This window comes from Phyllobacterium sp. NPDC097923 (genome assembly GCF_044760925.1).
Taxonomy (GTDB): Bacteria; Pseudomonadota; Alphaproteobacteria; order Rhizobiales; family Rhizobiaceae; genus Phyllobacterium; species Phyllobacterium calauticae.
The window spans coordinates 131,829-148,165 of the sequence record NZ_JBIWBL010000005.1; the positions used below are offsets into that span (position 1 = coordinate 131,829).

21 protein-coding genes are annotated in these 16,337 nt (G+C 59.4%); 14 read left to right on the plus strand and 7 right to left on the minus strand.

Translation table 11 applies throughout. The features are described 5' to 3' along the window. Positions 1 to 12: 12 nt before the first annotated feature. From ACIQWS_RS20985 to ACIQWS_RS21000, 4 genes are all read left to right on the plus strand, one after another. Positions 13 to 1,206 carry a hypothetical protein gene (locus ACIQWS_RS20985; protein ID WP_403183961.1) on the plus strand — a complete coding sequence of 398 codons (1,194 nt, stop codon included), beginning with the start codon at positions 13 to 15 and terminating at the stop codon, positions 1,204 to 1,206. Next, positions 1,203 to 1,793, plus strand: a complete 591-nt coding sequence (locus ACIQWS_RS20990; protein WP_346307489.1) for a protein-S-isoprenylcysteine O-methyltransferase — start codon at positions 1,203 to 1,205, stop codon at positions 1,791 to 1,793. The genes ACIQWS_RS20985 and ACIQWS_RS20990 overlap by 4 nt, the downstream gene beginning before the upstream one ends. Positions 1,794 to 1,847: 54 nt before the next feature. Next, on the plus strand, positions 1,848 to 2,531 hold the full coding sequence (locus ACIQWS_RS20995; RefSeq protein WP_403183964.1) for a hypothetical protein: 684 nt from the start codon (positions 1,848 to 1,850) through the stop codon (positions 2,529 to 2,531). A 108-nt stretch (positions 2,532 to 2,639) separates the two neighbouring features. Further along, the gene (locus tag ACIQWS_RS21000) at positions 2,640 to 3,029 is read left to right on the plus strand and encodes a DUF930 domain-containing protein (protein WP_288192659.1); all 390 of its coding nucleotides are present in this window, start codon (positions 2,640 to 2,642) and stop codon (positions 3,027 to 3,029) included. A 54-nt stretch (positions 3,030 to 3,083) separates the two neighbouring features. Here ACIQWS_RS21000 and ACIQWS_RS21005 read toward each other — a convergent pair whose 3' ends face one another. Beyond that, the gene (locus ACIQWS_RS21005) at positions 3,084 to 4,034 is read right to left on the minus strand and encodes a cell wall hydrolase (RefSeq protein WP_403183967.1); all 951 of its coding nucleotides are present in this window, start codon (positions 4,032 to 4,034) and stop codon (positions 3,084 to 3,086) included. Positions 4,035 to 4,273: 239 nt separating this feature from the next. Between ACIQWS_RS21005 and ACIQWS_RS21010 the strand changes: the two genes are divergently transcribed. The 3 genes from ACIQWS_RS21010 to ACIQWS_RS21020 all read left to right on the plus strand — a co-directional run bounded on the left by ACIQWS_RS21010 (position 4,274) and on the right by ACIQWS_RS21020 (position 6,177). After that, the gene (locus ACIQWS_RS21010) at positions 4,274 to 4,465 is read left to right on the plus strand and encodes a hypothetical protein (RefSeq protein WP_223612529.1); all 192 of its coding nucleotides are present in this window, start codon (positions 4,274 to 4,276) and stop codon (positions 4,463 to 4,465) included. 91 nt (positions 4,466 to 4,556) lie between these two features. Beyond that, a complete protein-coding gene (locus tag ACIQWS_RS21015; RefSeq protein WP_403183970.1) occupies positions 4,557 to 5,336 on the plus strand; it encodes a HugZ family protein in 780 nt (259 codons plus the stop codon). 4 nt (positions 5,337 to 5,340) lie between these two features. Beyond that, on the plus strand, positions 5,341 to 6,177 hold the full coding sequence (locus ACIQWS_RS21020) for a TrmH family RNA methyltransferase (RefSeq protein WP_403183972.1): 837 nt from the start codon (positions 5,341 to 5,343) through the stop codon (positions 6,175 to 6,177). Here the strand turns inward: ACIQWS_RS21020 and ACIQWS_RS21025 are convergent. Together ACIQWS_RS21025 and ACIQWS_RS21030 are read right to left on the minus strand one after the other, a co-directional pair. Further along, a complete protein-coding gene (locus ACIQWS_RS21025; protein WP_403183974.1) occupies positions 6,148 to 7,209 on the minus strand; it encodes a hypothetical protein in 1,062 nt (353 codons plus the stop codon). The genes ACIQWS_RS21020 and ACIQWS_RS21025 overlap by 30 nt on opposite strands. Before the next feature lie 143 nt (positions 7,210 to 7,352). Next, a complete protein-coding gene (locus ACIQWS_RS21030) occupies positions 7,353 to 7,913 on the minus strand; it encodes a DUF1134 domain-containing protein (protein ID WP_223613446.1) in 561 nt (186 codons plus the stop codon). A gap of 345 nt (positions 7,914 to 8,258) precedes the next feature. Here ACIQWS_RS21030 and chpT point away from each other — a divergent pair, with 345 nt between their 5' ends. Both chpT and ACIQWS_RS21040 read left to right on the plus strand, forming a co-directional pair. Beyond that, positions 8,259 to 8,888, plus strand: a complete 630-nt coding sequence (chpT, locus tag ACIQWS_RS21035; protein ID WP_105731971.1) for a histidine phosphotransferase ChpT — start codon at positions 8,259 to 8,261, stop codon at positions 8,886 to 8,888. A gap of 105 nt (positions 8,889 to 8,993) precedes the next feature. After that, positions 8,994 to 9,359 (plus strand): response regulator, encoded by a 366-nt coding sequence (locus ACIQWS_RS21040; RefSeq protein WP_223612524.1) that lies wholly within the window; start codon positions 8,994 to 8,996, stop codon positions 9,357 to 9,359. 10 nt (positions 9,360 to 9,369) lie between these two features. Here ACIQWS_RS21040 and ACIQWS_RS21045 read toward each other — a convergent pair whose 3' ends face one another. Further along, the gene (locus ACIQWS_RS21045) at positions 9,370 to 10,236 is read right to left on the minus strand and encodes a LysR family transcriptional regulator (RefSeq protein ID WP_346307495.1); all 867 of its coding nucleotides are present in this window, start codon (positions 10,234 to 10,236) and stop codon (positions 9,370 to 9,372) included. A gap of 92 nt (positions 10,237 to 10,328) precedes the next feature. Between ACIQWS_RS21045 and ACIQWS_RS21050 the strand changes: the two genes are divergently transcribed. From ACIQWS_RS21050 to ACIQWS_RS21060, 3 genes are all read left to right on the plus strand, one after another. After that, positions 10,329 to 11,294, plus strand: coding sequence for a quinone oxidoreductase family protein (locus ACIQWS_RS21050; protein ID WP_403183978.1), 966 nt, complete (start codon positions 10,329 to 10,331; stop codon positions 11,292 to 11,294). 75 nt (positions 11,295 to 11,369) lie between these two features. Continuing rightward, positions 11,370 to 11,732, plus strand: coding sequence for a VOC family protein (locus ACIQWS_RS21055; RefSeq protein WP_229489986.1), 363 nt, complete (start codon positions 11,370 to 11,372; stop codon positions 11,730 to 11,732). A 121-nt stretch (positions 11,733 to 11,853) separates the two neighbouring features. After that, a complete protein-coding gene (locus ACIQWS_RS21060) occupies positions 11,854 to 12,432 on the plus strand; it encodes a tyrosine phosphatase family protein (RefSeq protein WP_403183982.1) in 579 nt (192 codons plus the stop codon). 78 nt (positions 12,433 to 12,510) lie between these two features. On the opposite strand, the gene ctrA is transcribed toward ACIQWS_RS21060, so the two are convergent. After that, the gene (gene ctrA, locus ACIQWS_RS21065; protein WP_223612517.1) at positions 12,511 to 13,212 is read right to left on the minus strand and encodes a response regulator transcription factor CtrA; all 702 of its coding nucleotides are present in this window, start codon (positions 13,210 to 13,212) and stop codon (positions 12,511 to 12,513) included. A gap of 454 nt (positions 13,213 to 13,666) precedes the next feature. Here ctrA and ACIQWS_RS21070 point away from each other — a divergent pair, with 454 nt between their 5' ends. Continuing rightward, positions 13,667 to 14,053 carry a flagellar export protein FliJ gene (locus ACIQWS_RS21070; RefSeq protein ID WP_105731965.1) on the plus strand — a complete coding sequence of 129 codons (387 nt, stop codon included), beginning with the start codon at positions 13,667 to 13,669 and terminating at the stop codon, positions 14,051 to 14,053. 24 nt (positions 14,054 to 14,077) lie between these two features. On the opposite strand, the gene ACIQWS_RS21075 is transcribed toward ACIQWS_RS21070, so the two are convergent. Both ACIQWS_RS21075 and ACIQWS_RS21080 read right to left on the minus strand, forming a co-directional pair. Then, complete coding sequence (locus tag ACIQWS_RS21075; RefSeq protein ID WP_229489984.1) at positions 14,078 to 14,374, minus strand: GNAT family N-acetyltransferase; 297 nt, start codon at positions 14,372 to 14,374, stop codon at positions 14,078 to 14,080. A 166-nt stretch (positions 14,375 to 14,540) separates the two neighbouring features. Continuing rightward, positions 14,541 to 14,816: a DUF1153 domain-containing protein gene (locus tag ACIQWS_RS21080; protein ID WP_091878079.1), complete on the minus strand. Its 276-nt coding sequence runs from the start codon at positions 14,814 to 14,816 to the stop codon at positions 14,541 to 14,543. A 304-nt stretch (positions 14,817 to 15,120) separates the two neighbouring features. Here ACIQWS_RS21080 and mnmA point away from each other — a divergent pair, with 304 nt between their 5' ends. Then, the gene (mnmA, locus tag ACIQWS_RS21085; protein ID WP_403183986.1) at positions 15,121 to 16,311 is read left to right on the plus strand and encodes a tRNA 2-thiouridine(34) synthase MnmA; all 1,191 of its coding nucleotides are present in this window, start codon (positions 15,121 to 15,123) and stop codon (positions 16,309 to 16,311) included. The last annotated feature ends 26 nt before the right edge of the window (positions 16,312 to 16,337 follow it).

Here is a 16,337-nt window from a genome sequence, read left to right on the forward strand (position 1 = left end):
GAAAGGTGGCAGATGTCCGTTATCAATCGCCTGGTCGTTCTCTTGCCAGGCTTTGAACATATGCCGGTCGAGGCCCATCATCGGCGCTTCCTGCGGGAGGCAGCCAAGACAGCGCCTGTTTATGACATGTCGTTGCAGGAGGATGGCGCGTTGAAGGTATCGTCCGCGGAAGGCGGCGTCAGCGTGGGAGAGTTCACGCTTGCAACCGCCGGTGCGAACTGGTCCGCCAGAACTGATTTTGTCCTTTACGGCCTCGGTGACATCAACCATTTCTACGCCGCGCGCAACCCTGCCATTCGCGTTCTCAGCGGCATCGCCGCATTGATCGATTTCATTGTCAGCGGCACGTTCTTTCGCTTCCTGTCGACAAGCTGGCGCTATGCGCTTTTCTTCCTTTATCCCCTCGTCATCATGGGTGCCATTGCGGCGCTGTCCTACGGCAGCGGTCGCATTGCCCTGGGGTTGACGCAGCAGGCGGCGGTTGCCGTTGCCGTCGGCCTGGCGACGGCCCTGGTTCTGCTGGTCGTGGCGGCACAAAAGATGCACTTCCTGCTGATCATGGACGATTGGACATTCGCGCGTGACATGGCACGCAACCGCCGTCCCGACATCACGGCAAAACTGCACCAGGTCATCAGCGATGCCGCAGCCCGGATCAGTCAGGCGGCGCCAGCGACCGAAGTTGTCGTTGCCGCCCACAGCATGGGGGCGATCTGCGCCCTGCATATTCTCGATGCTGCCCTGCAGCAGAATGATTCCCGGCGCTATGGCCTGCTGACCGTGGGTTCAAGCCTGCTCAAACTGGCGTTGCATCCGGCCGCCAAAGCCCTGCGGGCAAGCGTTGAAGCCGTCGCGCGCAGCCGCGCCATCTGGGTCGACGCGCAATCGCTGACAGACCCGATGAATTTCTACAAATCCAATCCCGTCCGTGATCTGAACATCGCGGACGCGGAATCGCCTGTCCTGGTCAAGGTCCGCTTTCGCAGCCAGTTATGCGATGAAACCTACAGGTCCATTCGGCGGAATTTCTTTCGCGTGCACCGGCAATTTGTCTATGGCGTCGAAAAGCGCTCGGCCTATTCCTGGCATGCGATTCTCTGCGGACCGGAAAGCTTTGCCGATGTCGCCGCACGCGGCGGGCTGCCATGCGAATGCGCCGCCCAGTCCTCCTCACCCATGAAAATAGCCGAAACTGCCACCATATGATGTCACTTGCCGTTGCCGGAAAGGCCCTGTGGGTCGTTCTTATCGTCGCCTGGTATCTCTTGCGCCGCCCGTTCGACAGGCGCGCGCGCCGCGCGAAACTGACCGTCGACCGCCGCAAGGGCGCCGACACGCTGCGGCTTGCCATATCGCTGACCGGTCTTGGCATCATTCCGGCCGTCTATGTCGCCACCGGCCGGCCGGGATTCGCATCCTATACGCCAAGCCCCGTCCTCTTCACCCTGGGTATCCTGACCGGCATTGCCGCGCTGCTGCTGTTCCGGCTCACACACAAGGCTCTGGGGCAGATGTGGTCGGTCTCCCTGCAACTGAAGCAGGATCACAAACTTATTACCACGGGCATCTACAAACGCCTGCGGCATCCCATGTACACGGCCTTCTGGCTCATGGCATTGACCCAGGCCTTGCTTTTGCCCAATTATATCGCCGGTCTATCGGGTCTGGCGGGGTTCGGTTTCCTGTTCTTCTCCAGAATTGGGGCGGAGGAACAGATGATGGAAGAGGCCTTCGGGGAAGAGTATCGCCAATATCGCGCCAGAACATGGCGCGTATTGCCATTGGTCTATTGAAAGCTGTGCCGTTGTTCGCGGCAAAGCCATCACAGGATTGAAAAGAGAATTATCTTGCTGAACACCGCTTCAAACGCATCAACCTCGTTCAAGATGTTCCTCGCACCGGCCTTCGCTCTCTCCCTCGCGGCCTGCCAGTCGACCCCGCCAGCCAGCGTGTCCGTTACCCCATCGGCCTATGCGGCGGAGATGCCGGAACTGACCTGCGCCGCCCATGGCAGCGTCAGCGGATCAGCGGTGAAGCTGACCGCCAACCGGACCAGGCCCGGTGATCCGGCCTATATCGAATTCCGCCAGCGCCTGTCGCCCGGCATTCCAAGCGGCCACATGTATGCGGTTTTCGGCAGGCTCGATGCCAATGGCAATCCCGTCACGCGCCAGTATAACGGCCTCTTCCCCAAGGGCAGCCTGCTGGGCCTTTATGGCGGCGCCCTCATTCCCATGCCCGCGGAACTGAAGCCCAGCTATGCCGACTGCCATTTCGCCACCGGCGCGGCCTATCGCGTTTCACTAACGGAAGCGCAGTATCAGAGCCTTCTCGGCAAGGTACGCGCCAATCTGGCCAACCCGCCGAAGTGGACGATGTTCGGTTTCAACTGCAACAATTACGCCGCCTCGCTGGGCAGCGTTGCCGGTCTTGTCGAGCCGTCCAACACCGCCCTGCCGTCATTTGCCTATATCTACGCCTATATCGAAGCCAATGGCGACAAGAAGCCGGCCGCCCGGAAGCGGACGTAGCGTTTTTCATAATTTGGTCCCAATCCGGGAGACATTAGGGTCGGAACCGGCCATGCATCCGGACACGGACCATTGTCCTTCTGCCCATTTTCGGAGAGCCCGGCATCGATGAAATCAGTTCTGGCCATGCTTTTGGCGACGGCAGCCATGATGGGCTCAGCCAAAGCCATGGATTCAACCGAGGCCGAAGAGCTGGAAGGATTGAGTCCGGAGACCCGGCTGGAACAGCGCTGCGATCTCGAAGCCATGGAGCGTATCCACCACGATCCGGTCAAGCTGGTGCCCGACGAACTCGTCGCCTATGCCTTCAAGGAGCCCCTGGTGACCGGCGACAAAATCCAGTCCACCGGTGCAGCCTTCCGCAGCAAGGGTGAGTGGTACCACCTCTCCTACACGTGCACGACCTCGCCCGATCATATGACCGTGCTGACGTTTCAATATGCGATTGGACAGATGGTTCCCCACAGCGAGTGGGCACAGCACTATCTCGTGCCGTAAACGAATCGCGACCGGCGCCGCCTGGGCGACGCCGGAGCCAAATTCCATGCCTGTCTAGTTTGTGAAGCCCGGACGGTCCTGCGCGAGCAGCATCTGCCCGATGGCATCGACCGATTTGCTCTTCGGCGCTTCAAAGGCAAGCACCGCCTGCTCCGCATTCTGCGGGATGGCTGCCGTCTTTGCCGGTGCCTGTGCGGGCGCCGTGAAAACCATGGCCGGTGCTGGCGGATCAACCGGCACGGCGACATTGGCAAAAGCAAGCTGCTGCGGAGCCGCCGCATGCACCGGCTGGGCCTGCGCCACGGCAAAAGGCTGGTTGGTCACACGCCCGGATGTCGCGGTTGTCATCGTCGGCTGCGCGCTGGCAACCATGATGTTGTTGACCGACGCAGGATTGGTATTTTTCATGCTGGCGATATAGGCATTCGCAATGGCAACACTGGCAACCTTGTTGCCCAGATCCGGCGAATTGTACCTGTCGCGCTTCTCGTAGAAAGCGTTACCACCGGCAACAACTGTATAGTGCATGTTGCGATAGGGGAAACGCAGACCGGCCGTGTGGAAGAACATCGCTTCCTTTACCTTGGGATGGCGCTGGCCCTTGAGCACGGCATCCGCCGCCTGCTGTACATCGGGAAGCGCCGCCGACTGCATGGGCCGCGAAAGAACGCCGGGAGCAAACTGCCCCTTCTCGCCCACCACGCCGCAAATCGTATTGGCATATTTACCGGAATCGAGACGGTTCATCACCACGGTACCCACCGCGAGCAGGCCATCCTTGCTCGAGCGGTTGGACTCAAAGAACATTGCCCGTTCCAGGCATTCCTTGTCCTTCGGCGTATAGGCATAGGTCGACGTCTTGGAGACGGTCGTATTGCTGCTTGTCAGATTTGCCTTCACCTTACCGGCATGCTGGGCATTCTGTGTGGTACACCCACTGACGAGGCCAATGGCGGCAATGACACCCACAATCGAGGGGGTTTTCCACTTCCTTGCGCCGATCACGAAGCAATTCTCATCGCTGTTTTTCCTGCTGGTGAAGTTGCCCACAGATTGAGGTCATTTGGGGCCAAACAATGGCAGATATAGCTAATGGGTGATCACAATCTGCCATCTGTTTGAAATCATGACGTTATTTTATTCACAAAAGAAGCAAAAAATTTCTAAAAATGGCAAAATTAAGAATTTGTTTACCGTATTTGAAGTAAGGTTTACGCAACTGATCCGGCTCGAAAGACAGAATCATGCCCCACTATTCCGCAAGGTATGACACGCGTGAAGCACTGATGGAAGCGCTCGTCGAGTTGATGGCGCTTGAGGTACCGGCCGAGGAGTTTGCGCCCGTGCTGTGCACGATCGGACCGGTCGATCTCGACCTGCTTGCCGATTGCATGAACGATGTGGGCCTCAACGACAACCGATCCATCGCCGCGTAATCCCTCCCCCCGTGAAAATGGCTTGCCGGGCACCCGCCAAGTCCTTATCTCTCGCCCAGCACCACGAGACCAGCAATGCGAGGGATGAGTTGTGACCCAGAAAAAAGAGGTATTGCGCGAGACCGATGCCGAAGCCGTCAGGCTTGCGCAGACATTGATTCGCAAGGCGCGTCATGCCGTCATCGCGACACTCGATCCCGCAACCGGCGGTCCGATCGCCACCCGCGTCGGCCTCTCCACCGACCATGACGGAACGCCGGTCATTCTGGTCTCGGCCCTCTCCGCCCACACCCCCGCCCTGCTCGCCGATCCGCGCTGCTCCCTGCTTGCCGGCGAGACCGGCAAGGGCGATCCCCTTGCCCATCCGCGCGTGACCGTGTTTGCCCGGGCAAGGGAAATTGCCCGCGACGCGGCGGAACACGCCCGCATTGAATGGCGCTACCTCTCGCACCAACCCAAGGCGAAACTCTATGCCGGATTGGGTGATTTCCGCTTCTTCCGGCTGGAGCCCACGGGCGCCAGCCTCAATGGCGGCTTTGGCAAGGCCTATCACTTGACGGCCGAGGATTTGCTCACCAGCAATCCCGCCAATGACGAGCTGGCGGCGGCGGAAAAATCCGCGGTCGAGCACATGAACGCCGATCATGCCAACGCCATATCGCTCTACGCCCGCTTCTTTGCCAAAGCCCCCGCAGGCAACTGGCGCATGACCGGAATTGACGCCGATGGTTTCGATATCGCCGATGGCGACGATGTCCAGCGCGTCTGGTTTCCGGCACCGCTGACCTCGGCCAGGGACATGCATATGAGCCTTGTGCGCATGGCCGGTGAAGCGCGGGCAGGCCTGGCCTCTGCAGGCGAAACGGTCTGACACGATGCCGCGACAGGATGAAGGCTGGCTGGAACACCGCATCACGCGCATCGATGACGCCGACGACGGGCGCCTCAGCCCCTATCGCAACGTCCGCGAACGCGATCTGGTTGGGCGGGAAGGCCGTTTCATTGCCGAGGGCAAGGTTGTGCTCAACGTGCTGCTTGCCAATGCGGCGTTCGCGGTCGAGTCGCTTCTGGTCCTGGAAAACCGGCTTGCCGGCCTCGCGCAGCAAATAGCCGTCTGCCCGGACGACGTGCCGGTCTATTGCGTATCGCGCGCCGTCATGGATGCGATTGCCGGCTTCCCCATGCATCGCGGCATACTTGCCGTCGGCCGGCGCAGCGCGCCCCGTTCAGCCGACCAGCTGATCGATGCCCTGCCGGCCGCCTCGCTTGCCGTGGTGCTGTGCGGCATATCCAACCATGACAATATGGGATCGATCTTTCGCAATGCCGCGGCATTCGAAGCCGATTGCATCCTGATGGACGAAACCAGCTGCGATCCGCTCTACCGCAAGGCGATCCGCGTCTCGGTGGGTGCCGCGCTCAAGGTTCCGTTCGCGCGGGAGGGCTCGATCGATGATCTCGTCGCCAAATTGCAGCGGGCCAGATTCGACATTTATGCGCTCAGCCCGTCCGGCACGGAAAGTCTCTATGCCGCGCAACCGGGATCGCGCACGGCACTGCTGTTGGGAACCGAGGGCGAAGGCCTGCCGAAAGCCCTGATGCAGACGCTGAAGACGATCAGAATCCCGATGTCCGAAACATTTGACAGCCTTAACGTGGCCACGGCCTCGGGCATAGCGCTGTCACGGTTTAGCCGGTTCTCCGGCATTTGATTCCACCGGAGAAGCTGCCTTTTGCAGCGCGCGGATGCGATCAGCCAGGCTGATGATTGCCTCGCCGTTCTCGTCATAGGCCGCCGATACGTCACCGCCCGCGGTTGCCAGGAGCTTGTTCACCTGGGAGGACGGCCCTTCGAGCCGGGCAACCATGGCGACCACCTGGGACGCCAGCGCATTCATCTCCTCGCGCAACCGTTTGCTTTCCTCCGCCTGCACAAGCGCCTGCTTGCCGCGTGGCGCATGGTCCGCGGCAACGCCCTGCTTGCGGCCTTCGGCGATGATGCTGCGCAACCGCTCGTTGAGGCGTTCGACTTCCTTTTCCCGTCGCAAAAGCTTGGCCTCGTTGTCCGATAATTTCGTCACCAGTTCGCTTGCCCGTGTTTCCGCGCTATTGCCGCGCTTTGTTTCCTGTTCGAGCGAATGCTGCAATGCCTTGAGCTCGGTTTCCAGCTTGTGTTTCTGTTCTTCGCTGTCCCGCTTGGCCCGGCGTGCGTCTTTCAGCTCGTCCGAAAGGTTCTCGATACGGGTGGTCTGTGCCGCCACATCGATCTGCAGGCTGTCGGCTTTCGTCTCCGTACTGTTCAGGCGGCGATGCAGGAGTTCAAGCTCTGCCGAACGCTGCTCGAGGGTTTGCACGGTACCGCCAAGTTCCCCGGCCGATTTTTCCAGTGCCTGGTCGCGTTGCGCAAGGGATGCCTGCAATTCAGCGATCGTTGCATCGCGGGCGGCGAGATCGGCCGAGAGCAGGCGGACCTGCCGCTCCTTCTCGCTGAACGTCAGCAGTTGCTGCGCCGCTTTCTCCTTGATGCCCGCAAGGGTCATTTCCAGCTTGCGTTCACTCACGGCGTGCTCTGCCCGCAGACCGTCGCGCTGCGCCTGGATTTCGTTGAGCGTCAGCGGTGTTTCCGCTTCGACGCGCCTGCGTGTCAGCAGCATGGCGCGGCGCCAGACCGGAGGCGCGAAGATCAGCACCAGCAGGACGGCACTCAAAAATCCGAGGGCGAGATAAAGTGCGGTCTGGATCACGATAAGGGTCCTGTTGGAAGATCGCGCAGAGGATAGAGCGGAACGTCCTCTGCTTCAAATCTGGCACAATGCCGGTCCGGCATCAAACGGCAAGACGCGGAACGGCTTCCGCGTCTTGCCCAAACGTCAGCAAAGGAGAAAGATCAAAACGGGTTCCAGGTCGGAGACTGGGTGATCTTGAGATAACCGACATTCACGCCGAGCCGCGCGCCAACGCCGGTGCGTATCGGGACCAGCAAGACCTGATTGCGTTTGAGCACATTGAAGCCGACACCTGCGAAGAGATAGGCTGAACCTGCGACGCCGACAAAGCGGCCATAGAGATTTTGTATATCGTCGAGATTATAGACGAGCATCATGACACGGGAACCCTGACCGCCGAAGTCCCATCCGATCGATGGACCCTGCCAGAAACTTTTGTGATCCCCGGCATTTTTTGTATAAAGCGTGCCCTCGCCATAAGTGAGGCCCCCGATGATGGCGCCCGATCCCTCTTCACCCAGGATATAGCCGTTCGGCAGACCGTAGCTCTGGAAAATCTTCTCGACCGCCGATGCCAAACCACCGGACGTCGATCCGAAGAATCTCTGCCCCGAATTGACGATCTCGTCCATGGAGAACTGGTCCTGCGCTGCATTGGCCGCATGCGGCTGTGCGACAACCAGTGACACCATCGTCAAGATCAGGAGAAAAAAACGGTTCATAGACAAGAATAGAGACGCCATCATAATTCCTTTTGGCTGTTCGCTTCTTTGTCCGACGCCAGATGCGAATCTTGTGTTCGCCTTGTAATTGAAGCACCATTTAAAGGTCTAAACCTTGTATAAAAGTTTATGAATCGATCTTGGCATTTCAATGGCTTGCCGGGGACGGGAAAAAGATAAGGAATTCAGCATCTATCGGTATCGTTGACGTCGTTCTTGCCGATCCGGACCGAGCTATGTATCCAAATGCAGCAGCCATCAGAGTGATTCGGCATGAACATCTGATTCGGCATAACCCCAATACGCAGTTTCCAACCGTCAGCCAAATCCTTAGGAGTTTCTCTCATGACATTGCCCGTAATTCTCTCGGCAACGGACCTCGGAGCCCTCCTGAGCAGCCGCATCTGCCATGACATCATTTCGCCGGTGGGCGCGATCAACAACGGGCTGGAACTTCTGGAAGAAGGTGGCGCCGACGAAGATGCGATGAACCTCATCAAATCGAGCGCGCGCAGCGCCTCGGCCCGCCTGCAGTTTGCGCGCATTGCCTTCGGGGCCGCCGGGTCAGCCGGTGTCCAGATCGATACGGGCGATGCCCAGAACGTGGCCAATGAATATATGAAGGGCGAGAAAGCCGAGTTCACCTGGACTGGTAATCGCGTCCTGCTGCCCAAGAACAAGGTCAAGCTGCTGCTCAATCTCGTGCTGATCGCCAATGCGGCCCTGCCGCGGGGCGGCACGCTGAATGTTGCGCTGGAGACGCCGGAAACCGAACCGCGCTTCGTCCTGACATCGCGCGGCCCGATGCTGCGGGTTCCGCCGAAATTCCTTGAACTGCACAGCGGCAAGACACCGGAAGAGCCGATCGACGCCCATGCGGTGCAGCCTTACTACACGCTGCTGCTGGCGCAGGAGGCCGGAATGACGATCTCCATCCACGCCACGCCGGAAGAGATCGTGTTTTCGGCGGCCTGAGCCGGTAAAAATTTACCATCCGCCTTGGCCATTTCTTCACAATCGGCCTGATACTCTCCCTTGAAGCAGCTGCAATGTCGCAGTGATTCCGGGGGGAGTTGGCACGTGTTACGTTGTATGGTCGTTGACGGAGCGCCGGTGGTCAGGAAAGTTGCGACGCGTCTGCTCGCAAGCGACAGCGTTGTCGTGACCACAGCCGACACGGGCTTTCAAACGGTTTCGGCCTGCAGCGTAGAAATGCCTGACATCATCATTCTGGACTGCGCACTGCCGGATATGCCGTCCGTCGACATCATCAGCCAGATTCGCGCCCTGCCCGGCGGCAAGGAAAGCCGGATTTACCTCTGCCTTGCCGAAATCGATGTGACCAAGATCATGCGGGCCAAACGGGCCGGGGCATATGGTTATCTCCTGAAACCCTTCAACCGGGAGTCCATCTCGGAAATCCTGCCGTCGACGTCCGTCGGGTAAAATCCAGCAGTCATGCTATTCTGAGCGGACACTCCCTGCCGATGATATCGGCGAGGAAGGTCATCACCGTCCGCATGACGGGCGAGCGGCCGATATCCGGATAGGCCGTCAGCCAGAGATCGCGGACTGGCGGCAGCTCCTCGACCGGCAGTTTGACCAGCATCGCATCATTGTCCCCCATGAAGCAGGGAAGGACAGCCGCCCCCAGACCGGCGCGCGCCGCTTCCTGCTGGCCGAAGAGGTCGCTGGCCTGAAAGATGATCGGGCGTCCCGCGAGGATCGAGCGCAGCCAGACCTGCTGGGCCACGTGATCCAGCGTTGCATCATAGGCGATGAACGCCAGCGCTTCCGGCGGCCGGGCCGCCTGCTCGCGCGTGGCATAGAGCCCGAAGCGCATGGCCCCGATCCGCCGGATGAGCAGATCCTTCTCCACAGGCCGCGCCATGCGGACGGCGAGATCGGCCTCGCTGCGATCAAGTGCGGCGTTCTGCGTCGCCCCCGCAAGCGCCAGGGTTATGTCCGGGTGTTCGCGGTGAAACTCCACCACGCGCGGTGCAATCAGCCTTGCCGCAACCGCCGGCGGTGCGCTGATGCGTACCGTTGTGACCGGCGAGAGTGACAAGCCTCGGGCACGCCGTTCAATAGATTGTGTCAGCCGCGCCATGTCTTCGACAAGTTCGGCAATCGCCTTTCCCTCCGCCGTCAAGGGCGAACGGCGCGGCAGACGATCGACAAGACGCAGTGCAAGCGCCTGTTCGAGCGATGCGACGCGTCGCCCGATCGTCGCATGGTCGACGCCAAGCGCGCGGGCGGCGGCGGACAGCGATCCTGTCCGGGTCAGAACGGAAAAATAGTGCAAATCCTGCCAATCGATCATTGGTGAATTATTGCACATGTATGGAGACAAAACACAGAATTTTCTCACATCCCGCAATGTGCTCGAATGCCCTTATTCCAGAGGAGAACATCATGGCACTGACGATCGAAATGACCGGCCCCGGCGGCCCTGAAGTATTGCGGGCAAGGGACATCGTTGTTGGCGATCCGGGGCCGGATGAGGTGCGCATCCGACAAACCGCCATCGGCGTAAATTTTGTCGATATCTATTTCCGCAGCGGTCTCTATTCACCGCCAAGCCTGCCCGCCGTGCTTGGCCTCGAGGGGGCGGGCTTTGTCGACGCCATCGGGGAAAACGTCAGCCATCTCCAACCCGGAGACCGGGTTGCCTATGCCGGCATGCCGCTCGGCGGCTACGCTGAAGTGCGGCTGATCCCGCAGTCACGCCTGATCGAGCTGCCGGATGCGGTTTCGGATCGCGTCGCCGCAAGCACATTGTTGCGCGGCCTGACGGCCTACATGCTTCTGCACGAGGTCCGCTCTGTCAGGCCGGGCGAATGGGTGCTGGTTCACGCGGCGGCAGGCGGCGTCGGCCAGCTGGTCTCGCGCTGGGCGAAGCGTTTGGGAGCCAATGTCATTGGCACAGTCGGGTCGGAAGGCAAAATCGCAGCCGCAAAGGCGGCGGGCGCCGATGAGGTGCTGCTGTACAAATCAGGCGACTGGGCCAATGACGTCCGCCGCATCTCCGACAACAAGGGTGTCCACCTCGCCGTCGACGGTATCGGCGGATCGATCTTCATGGAAACGTTGAAGACAATCCGGCCCTTCGGCATCCTGGGCTCCATCGGCCAGCCGGCGGGCCCGGTGCCGCCGGTCCGGCTCGAAGACCTGGGCAACATCGCGGTCATGCGCCCAAGCGTCATTGCTGCCGTCAACGATCCGGCGTTCTACCAGCGCGGGTCAAAAGCCCTCATCGCCGCCCTGCAGGACGGCTTGAGCAGCCCGATAGGCGCGGAATATCACCTGCGCGATGCGGCCAGGGCACAGGCGGATCTGGAAGCGGGCAAAACAACGGGCAGTGTCATTCTGACCACCTGACCATGCCTGTTGCCGCCCCGCCGCGTGCTCGCTAGGTTGATATCTCAAGAGCAAGCAGTCCGAAGGCTGAAGACGATGGCGATAACCGGAATTGAACACATCCAGCTGGCCATGCCCGCGGGCGAAGAACAGGCGGCACGCGCATTCTATGACGGCCTTCTCGGCATCCCCGAAGTGCCCAAGCCCGCATCGCTCGCCGGGCGCGGCGGATGCTGGTTTGAAACCGGCAGCGTCCGCCTTCATCTTGGCGTCGAGCAGAACTTTTCTCCCGCGAAAAAAGCGCATCCCGCTCTGTTGACGGACAATCTTGCTGCGCTGGTCCACGCATTGGAAGCGGCGGGCTATGCCATTGCCGAAGACCAGCCGCTGGAAAAATACGACCGGCGCTTCGTCCACGATCCCTTCGGCAACCGCATCGAACTGATGCAGCCCAGATGAATTTCCTTTGCCAGTCCGCGTCGTAAATATGCCGGAAAACCTCGGATAATCTTTGCCATCGCCGCGGAACGCTTCCACAATGCGATTGGCGCCACACAAGCATCAGGATTACCGATTCCCCATGAAACCTTTATCCATCTCCACGCTGACCATCTGCGGCATTGACGAACTGCCCGCTCAGAGCGGGCGCACCGTCACCCATGTCCTGTCCATTCTCGACCCGAACTGGCCGGAACTCGAGGCATTCCAGGCCTATGGCACCCATCACCGCACGACGCTGAACTTTCACGACATCATCGACGCCGATGAAGGCAAGATCCTGCCGCAGCCGCAACACGTTGCGGAAATCCTGAACTTCGGCAAGGCGCTGGCTGAATCAAAGGCGGAAAGCGCCGAGGGCCACCTGCTGATCCATTGCCACATGGGCATATCCCGCTCGACGGCAGCCATGCTCTCCCTCCTCGCCCAGACCTATCCCGATGAATCCGAAGTCCGGCTGTTCGAGCGCCTGCGGCAGATACGCCCGCAGGCCTGGCCGAATTCCCTGATGATCCAGTATGCGGATGATCTCCTCGGCCGCAACGGCAAGCTGGTCGATGAACTGCGCCGCCACTATGGCTGGCAGATCAAGCGCGAGCCGAATTATCTCGAATGGATGGCCCGCATCGGCCGAAGCCGCGAGCTGGACATGGCCGTTTGACCCGCATCAAACATGCAAAACGCAAAAAGGCTCCGTCACTGACGGAGCCTTTTTGCTTGAATGACCCGAGACGAAGGCTCAGGCGATTTCGCGCATGTCCGACGCATCCGGCTCACGCAGCACGTAGCCGCGGCCCCAGACGGTCTCGATGTAGTTGATACCGCCGGAAGCACTGTCGAGCTTCTTGCGCAGCTTGCAGATGAAAACGTCGATGATCTTCAATTCAGGCTCATCCATACCGCCATAGAGGTGGTTGAGGAACATTTCCTTGGTGAGCGTCGTCCCTTTGCGGAGCGAGAGCAGCTCCAGCATCTGGTATTCCTTGCCGGTGAGGTGAACGCGCTGGCCGGTGACTTCAACCGTCTTGGCATCGAGGTTCACGATCAGGTCGCCTGTGGTGATGACCGACTGGGCATGGCCCTTCGAGCGGCGAACGATCGCGTGGATGCGGGCAACCAGTTCGTCCTTGTGGAAAGGCTTGGTCATGTAGTCGTCGGCGCCGAAACCGAGGCCGCGCACCTTGTCCTCGATGCCGGCCATGCCGGAGAGGATGAGGATAGGCGTTTTGACCTTGGACAGACGCAGGGTCCTCAGGACTTCATAACCGGACATATCCGGCAGGTTGAGGTCGAGGAGGATGATATCGTAGTCGTAGAGTTTGCCGAGATCGACACCCTCTTCGCCCAGATCCGTCGTATAAACATTGAAGCTTTCCGACTTGAGCATCAACTCGATGCTCTGGGCCGTCGCACTATCGTCTTCGATTAAAAGAACCCGCATATCATTCCCCTTTTCCCGCCGCTGAAATGGGTTGCCGTGCAATCCCGAAGTCAGGTCGCGAAACAAGCCGTTTCCATAACGTTAAGATTGCCACCGAATGGTTAACAAAATCTAATTCCGCTTTGCAAGTGTCTTTGACTCATAAGTTAAAAATCACAGGCACCGCATTGATTCATAAGGTGAGTCACCCGGCCAAAAACCATCAGCCAAAGCTTCAGGTTCTGCGCCTAAGCGATTCATTCGACTCAATAAATTTTTAGCCGGACACGGCCGACTTCGATTTACCGAGCTTTAAGTCTTAAGGCGTATGATTAATGCTGAACGTAAAGGAAAGGTTACCAGACGCGGCAACCTTTAAGTTTTTGTTTCATTTTCCCGAAGTGATTCGGGTGAAACGCCAGCCGGATGACTCCTGTTGAAGGGTCTGCGTACCGGCTTTGTGGGGGTAGTGAGTATGAAGTCGCATGAAGGTTTGGTTCGATTGAAACTGTTTCAGGTCAAGGAAAAGCGCCGCCAGCTCGGCCAGCTTGATCTCATGATGGGTGAATTCGAACGCATGGCTGCTGAGTTGGACGCGCAGATTATGTCCGAGGAAAAGAAGGCGGGCATTACCGACACGTCGCATTTTGCCTACCCGACATTCGCCAAGGCTGCGCGCCAGCGTCGCGACAATCTGTTTGATTCGATCCGTGATCTGAAGGCTCAGAAGGACGATGCCGAGGCGGCACTGGCCGAATCAGAAGCCGAACTGGCGAAAGCCGAGGCGCTGGAACAGCGCGACGGCAAGGTCCGCGATATCGACGACATGCCGGTCGCCGACAAACGCGCCATGATCGGCTGACCGGGAACGGCAGCCGGGTCTGTTTCAGCTCTGCCGCACCACATCGGCCCAATCCTTGTGCCGCAGGGATTGGGCGCGCATGAACGGGCATAGGGGAATGATTTTCCATCCCCCTGCCCTCGCATCTTCCACCGCATGCAGCGCCAGCGCCTGCCCCACGCCCTGGCCGCGTAGCGCATCCGGCACACCCGTATGATCAACGATGATCAGCTCGGGATTCACCCGGGAAAACGTCATCTCCGCCTCGTGTCCCGAGACGACGGTCACATAGCGTCCGCCCTTGGCGGTTTCTTCCTTGGTAATTTTGATATCGTCTGCCATTCAACGTCTCCTTGACGCAAGAAGTGCCTTGCCGTCATCCGTGATCAGTTAGATCAGGTTTTGTAGCTCAGCGGAACATCTTGGCAGCATCGCGTTCATGCTTCCCGTGAAAAGGAAAAGGCTGGTCTCAACGACCAGCCTCAGCCAAACTCAAAGGCGACATCATCTAATGACGATATTGCTGTATCCGGGTTGTTCTTAGTCCAGCCAGGCCATGATCGGAGATCGAGGACTGCCAGGACAGGAACTCTTCCACCGTCAATGTATAGCGATGGCAAGCCTCCTCAAGACTAAGAAGACCACCGCGCACAGCGGCAACCACCTCAGCCTTGCGGCGAATAACCCAACGCCGCGTATTGGCGGGCGGAAGATCGGCGATGGTCAGCGGGCTGCCATCCGGGCCGATTACATATTTTACTCTCGGTCGAACAAGATCGGTCATTGTACTCTCTACACTAAACTTCAAGACCTATCGCAGCCGACATTACAGGCAGGGCTTTAATAATTGCCTAAACAGCGAGTCATTCTCTGGTAACTTCTGCAAATTCCAGGAGATTGTTGAAAATGACCATTTTGCCGGCTTTGACCGGTGTCACCGGCCGTGGCCACAGCGACACATCGCTCACCTTTGCGTGAGAAAAATGCGCCGCCTGCCACTTCCTGTTGGCAAGATCGAGTCAATTGACCTATATAGGGGCCTTGAATATCCCTGCGCCGTTATGTCGCTGCAAGAACCGGATCCGCTTATGACACTGAATAATCTCGATCTGCCGGGCAAGCCGGAAGACACACGTATCGTCGTCGCCATGTCTGGCGGCGTGGATTCTTCTGTTGTGGCAGGCATTCTCAAACGTCAGGGTTATGATGTCGTCGGCGTTACCTTGCAGCTCTATGATCACGGCGCATCGACCCACCGCGCGGGCTCCTGCTGCGCCGGCCAGGATATCGAAGATGCGCGCCGCGTCTCCGAACGCCTTGGCATTCCGCATTATGTGCTGGACTACGAAGCACGCTTCCGCGAGGCCGTGATCGATCCCTTTGCCAATAGCTATGTCAGCGGCGAAACGCCTATCCCTTGCGTATCCTGCAACCAGACGGTGAAGTTTGCCGATCTCCTGCAGACGGCCAGGGATCTAGGCGCCGATGCGCTCGCCACCGGACATTATATCCGCAGCCATGCCAATGGCGCGCACCGCGCGCTCTACCGCCCGGTCGATACGGACAAGGACCAGAGCTATTTCCTGTTTGCAACCACGCAGGAACAGATCGACTACCTGCGCTTCCCGCTGGGATCGCTGACCAAGCCGGAAACCCGCGCCATTGCCGAAGAGCTCGGCCTGTCCGTTGCCAACAAACAGGACAGCCAGGACATCTGCTTTGTTCCGCAGGGCAAGTATTCCGATATTATTTCCAAGCTGAAGCCCGAGGCTGCCAATCCCGGCGACATCGTCCATATCGACGGACGCGTGCTTGGCCGCCATGAGGGCATCGTGCACTACACTATCGGCCAGCGCCGCGGCATCGGCGTGGCGACGGGCGACCCGCTCTACGTTGTCCATCTCGACGCGGCCAACGCACGTGTGGTCGTCGGCCCGCGCGAAGCGCTGGAAACCCGCAAGGTTTTCCTGCGCAACGTCAACTGGCTCGGGGATGATGCGCTCGAGAGCATTCCGGAAGGCGGCGTTGAAGTGTATGCCAAGGTCCGTTCGACCCGTCCGCCGCGCCCGGCTGTCCTGCACCACCGTAACGGCGAGACATGGGTCGAGCTGGTCGATGGTGAAAGCGGCATCGCCCCCGGTCAGGCCTGTGTCCTCTATTCCGATGACAGCAACACCGCCCGTGTCTATGGCGGCGGCTTCATCGGCCGCTCCGAACGGGCCCCGCAGGCGGAAGCCATGCTCAAGCGCCTGGCGCAACAGGGCCAGGCCGTCGCCTGATCGCACAAACCTCTGTCAGCGACGCA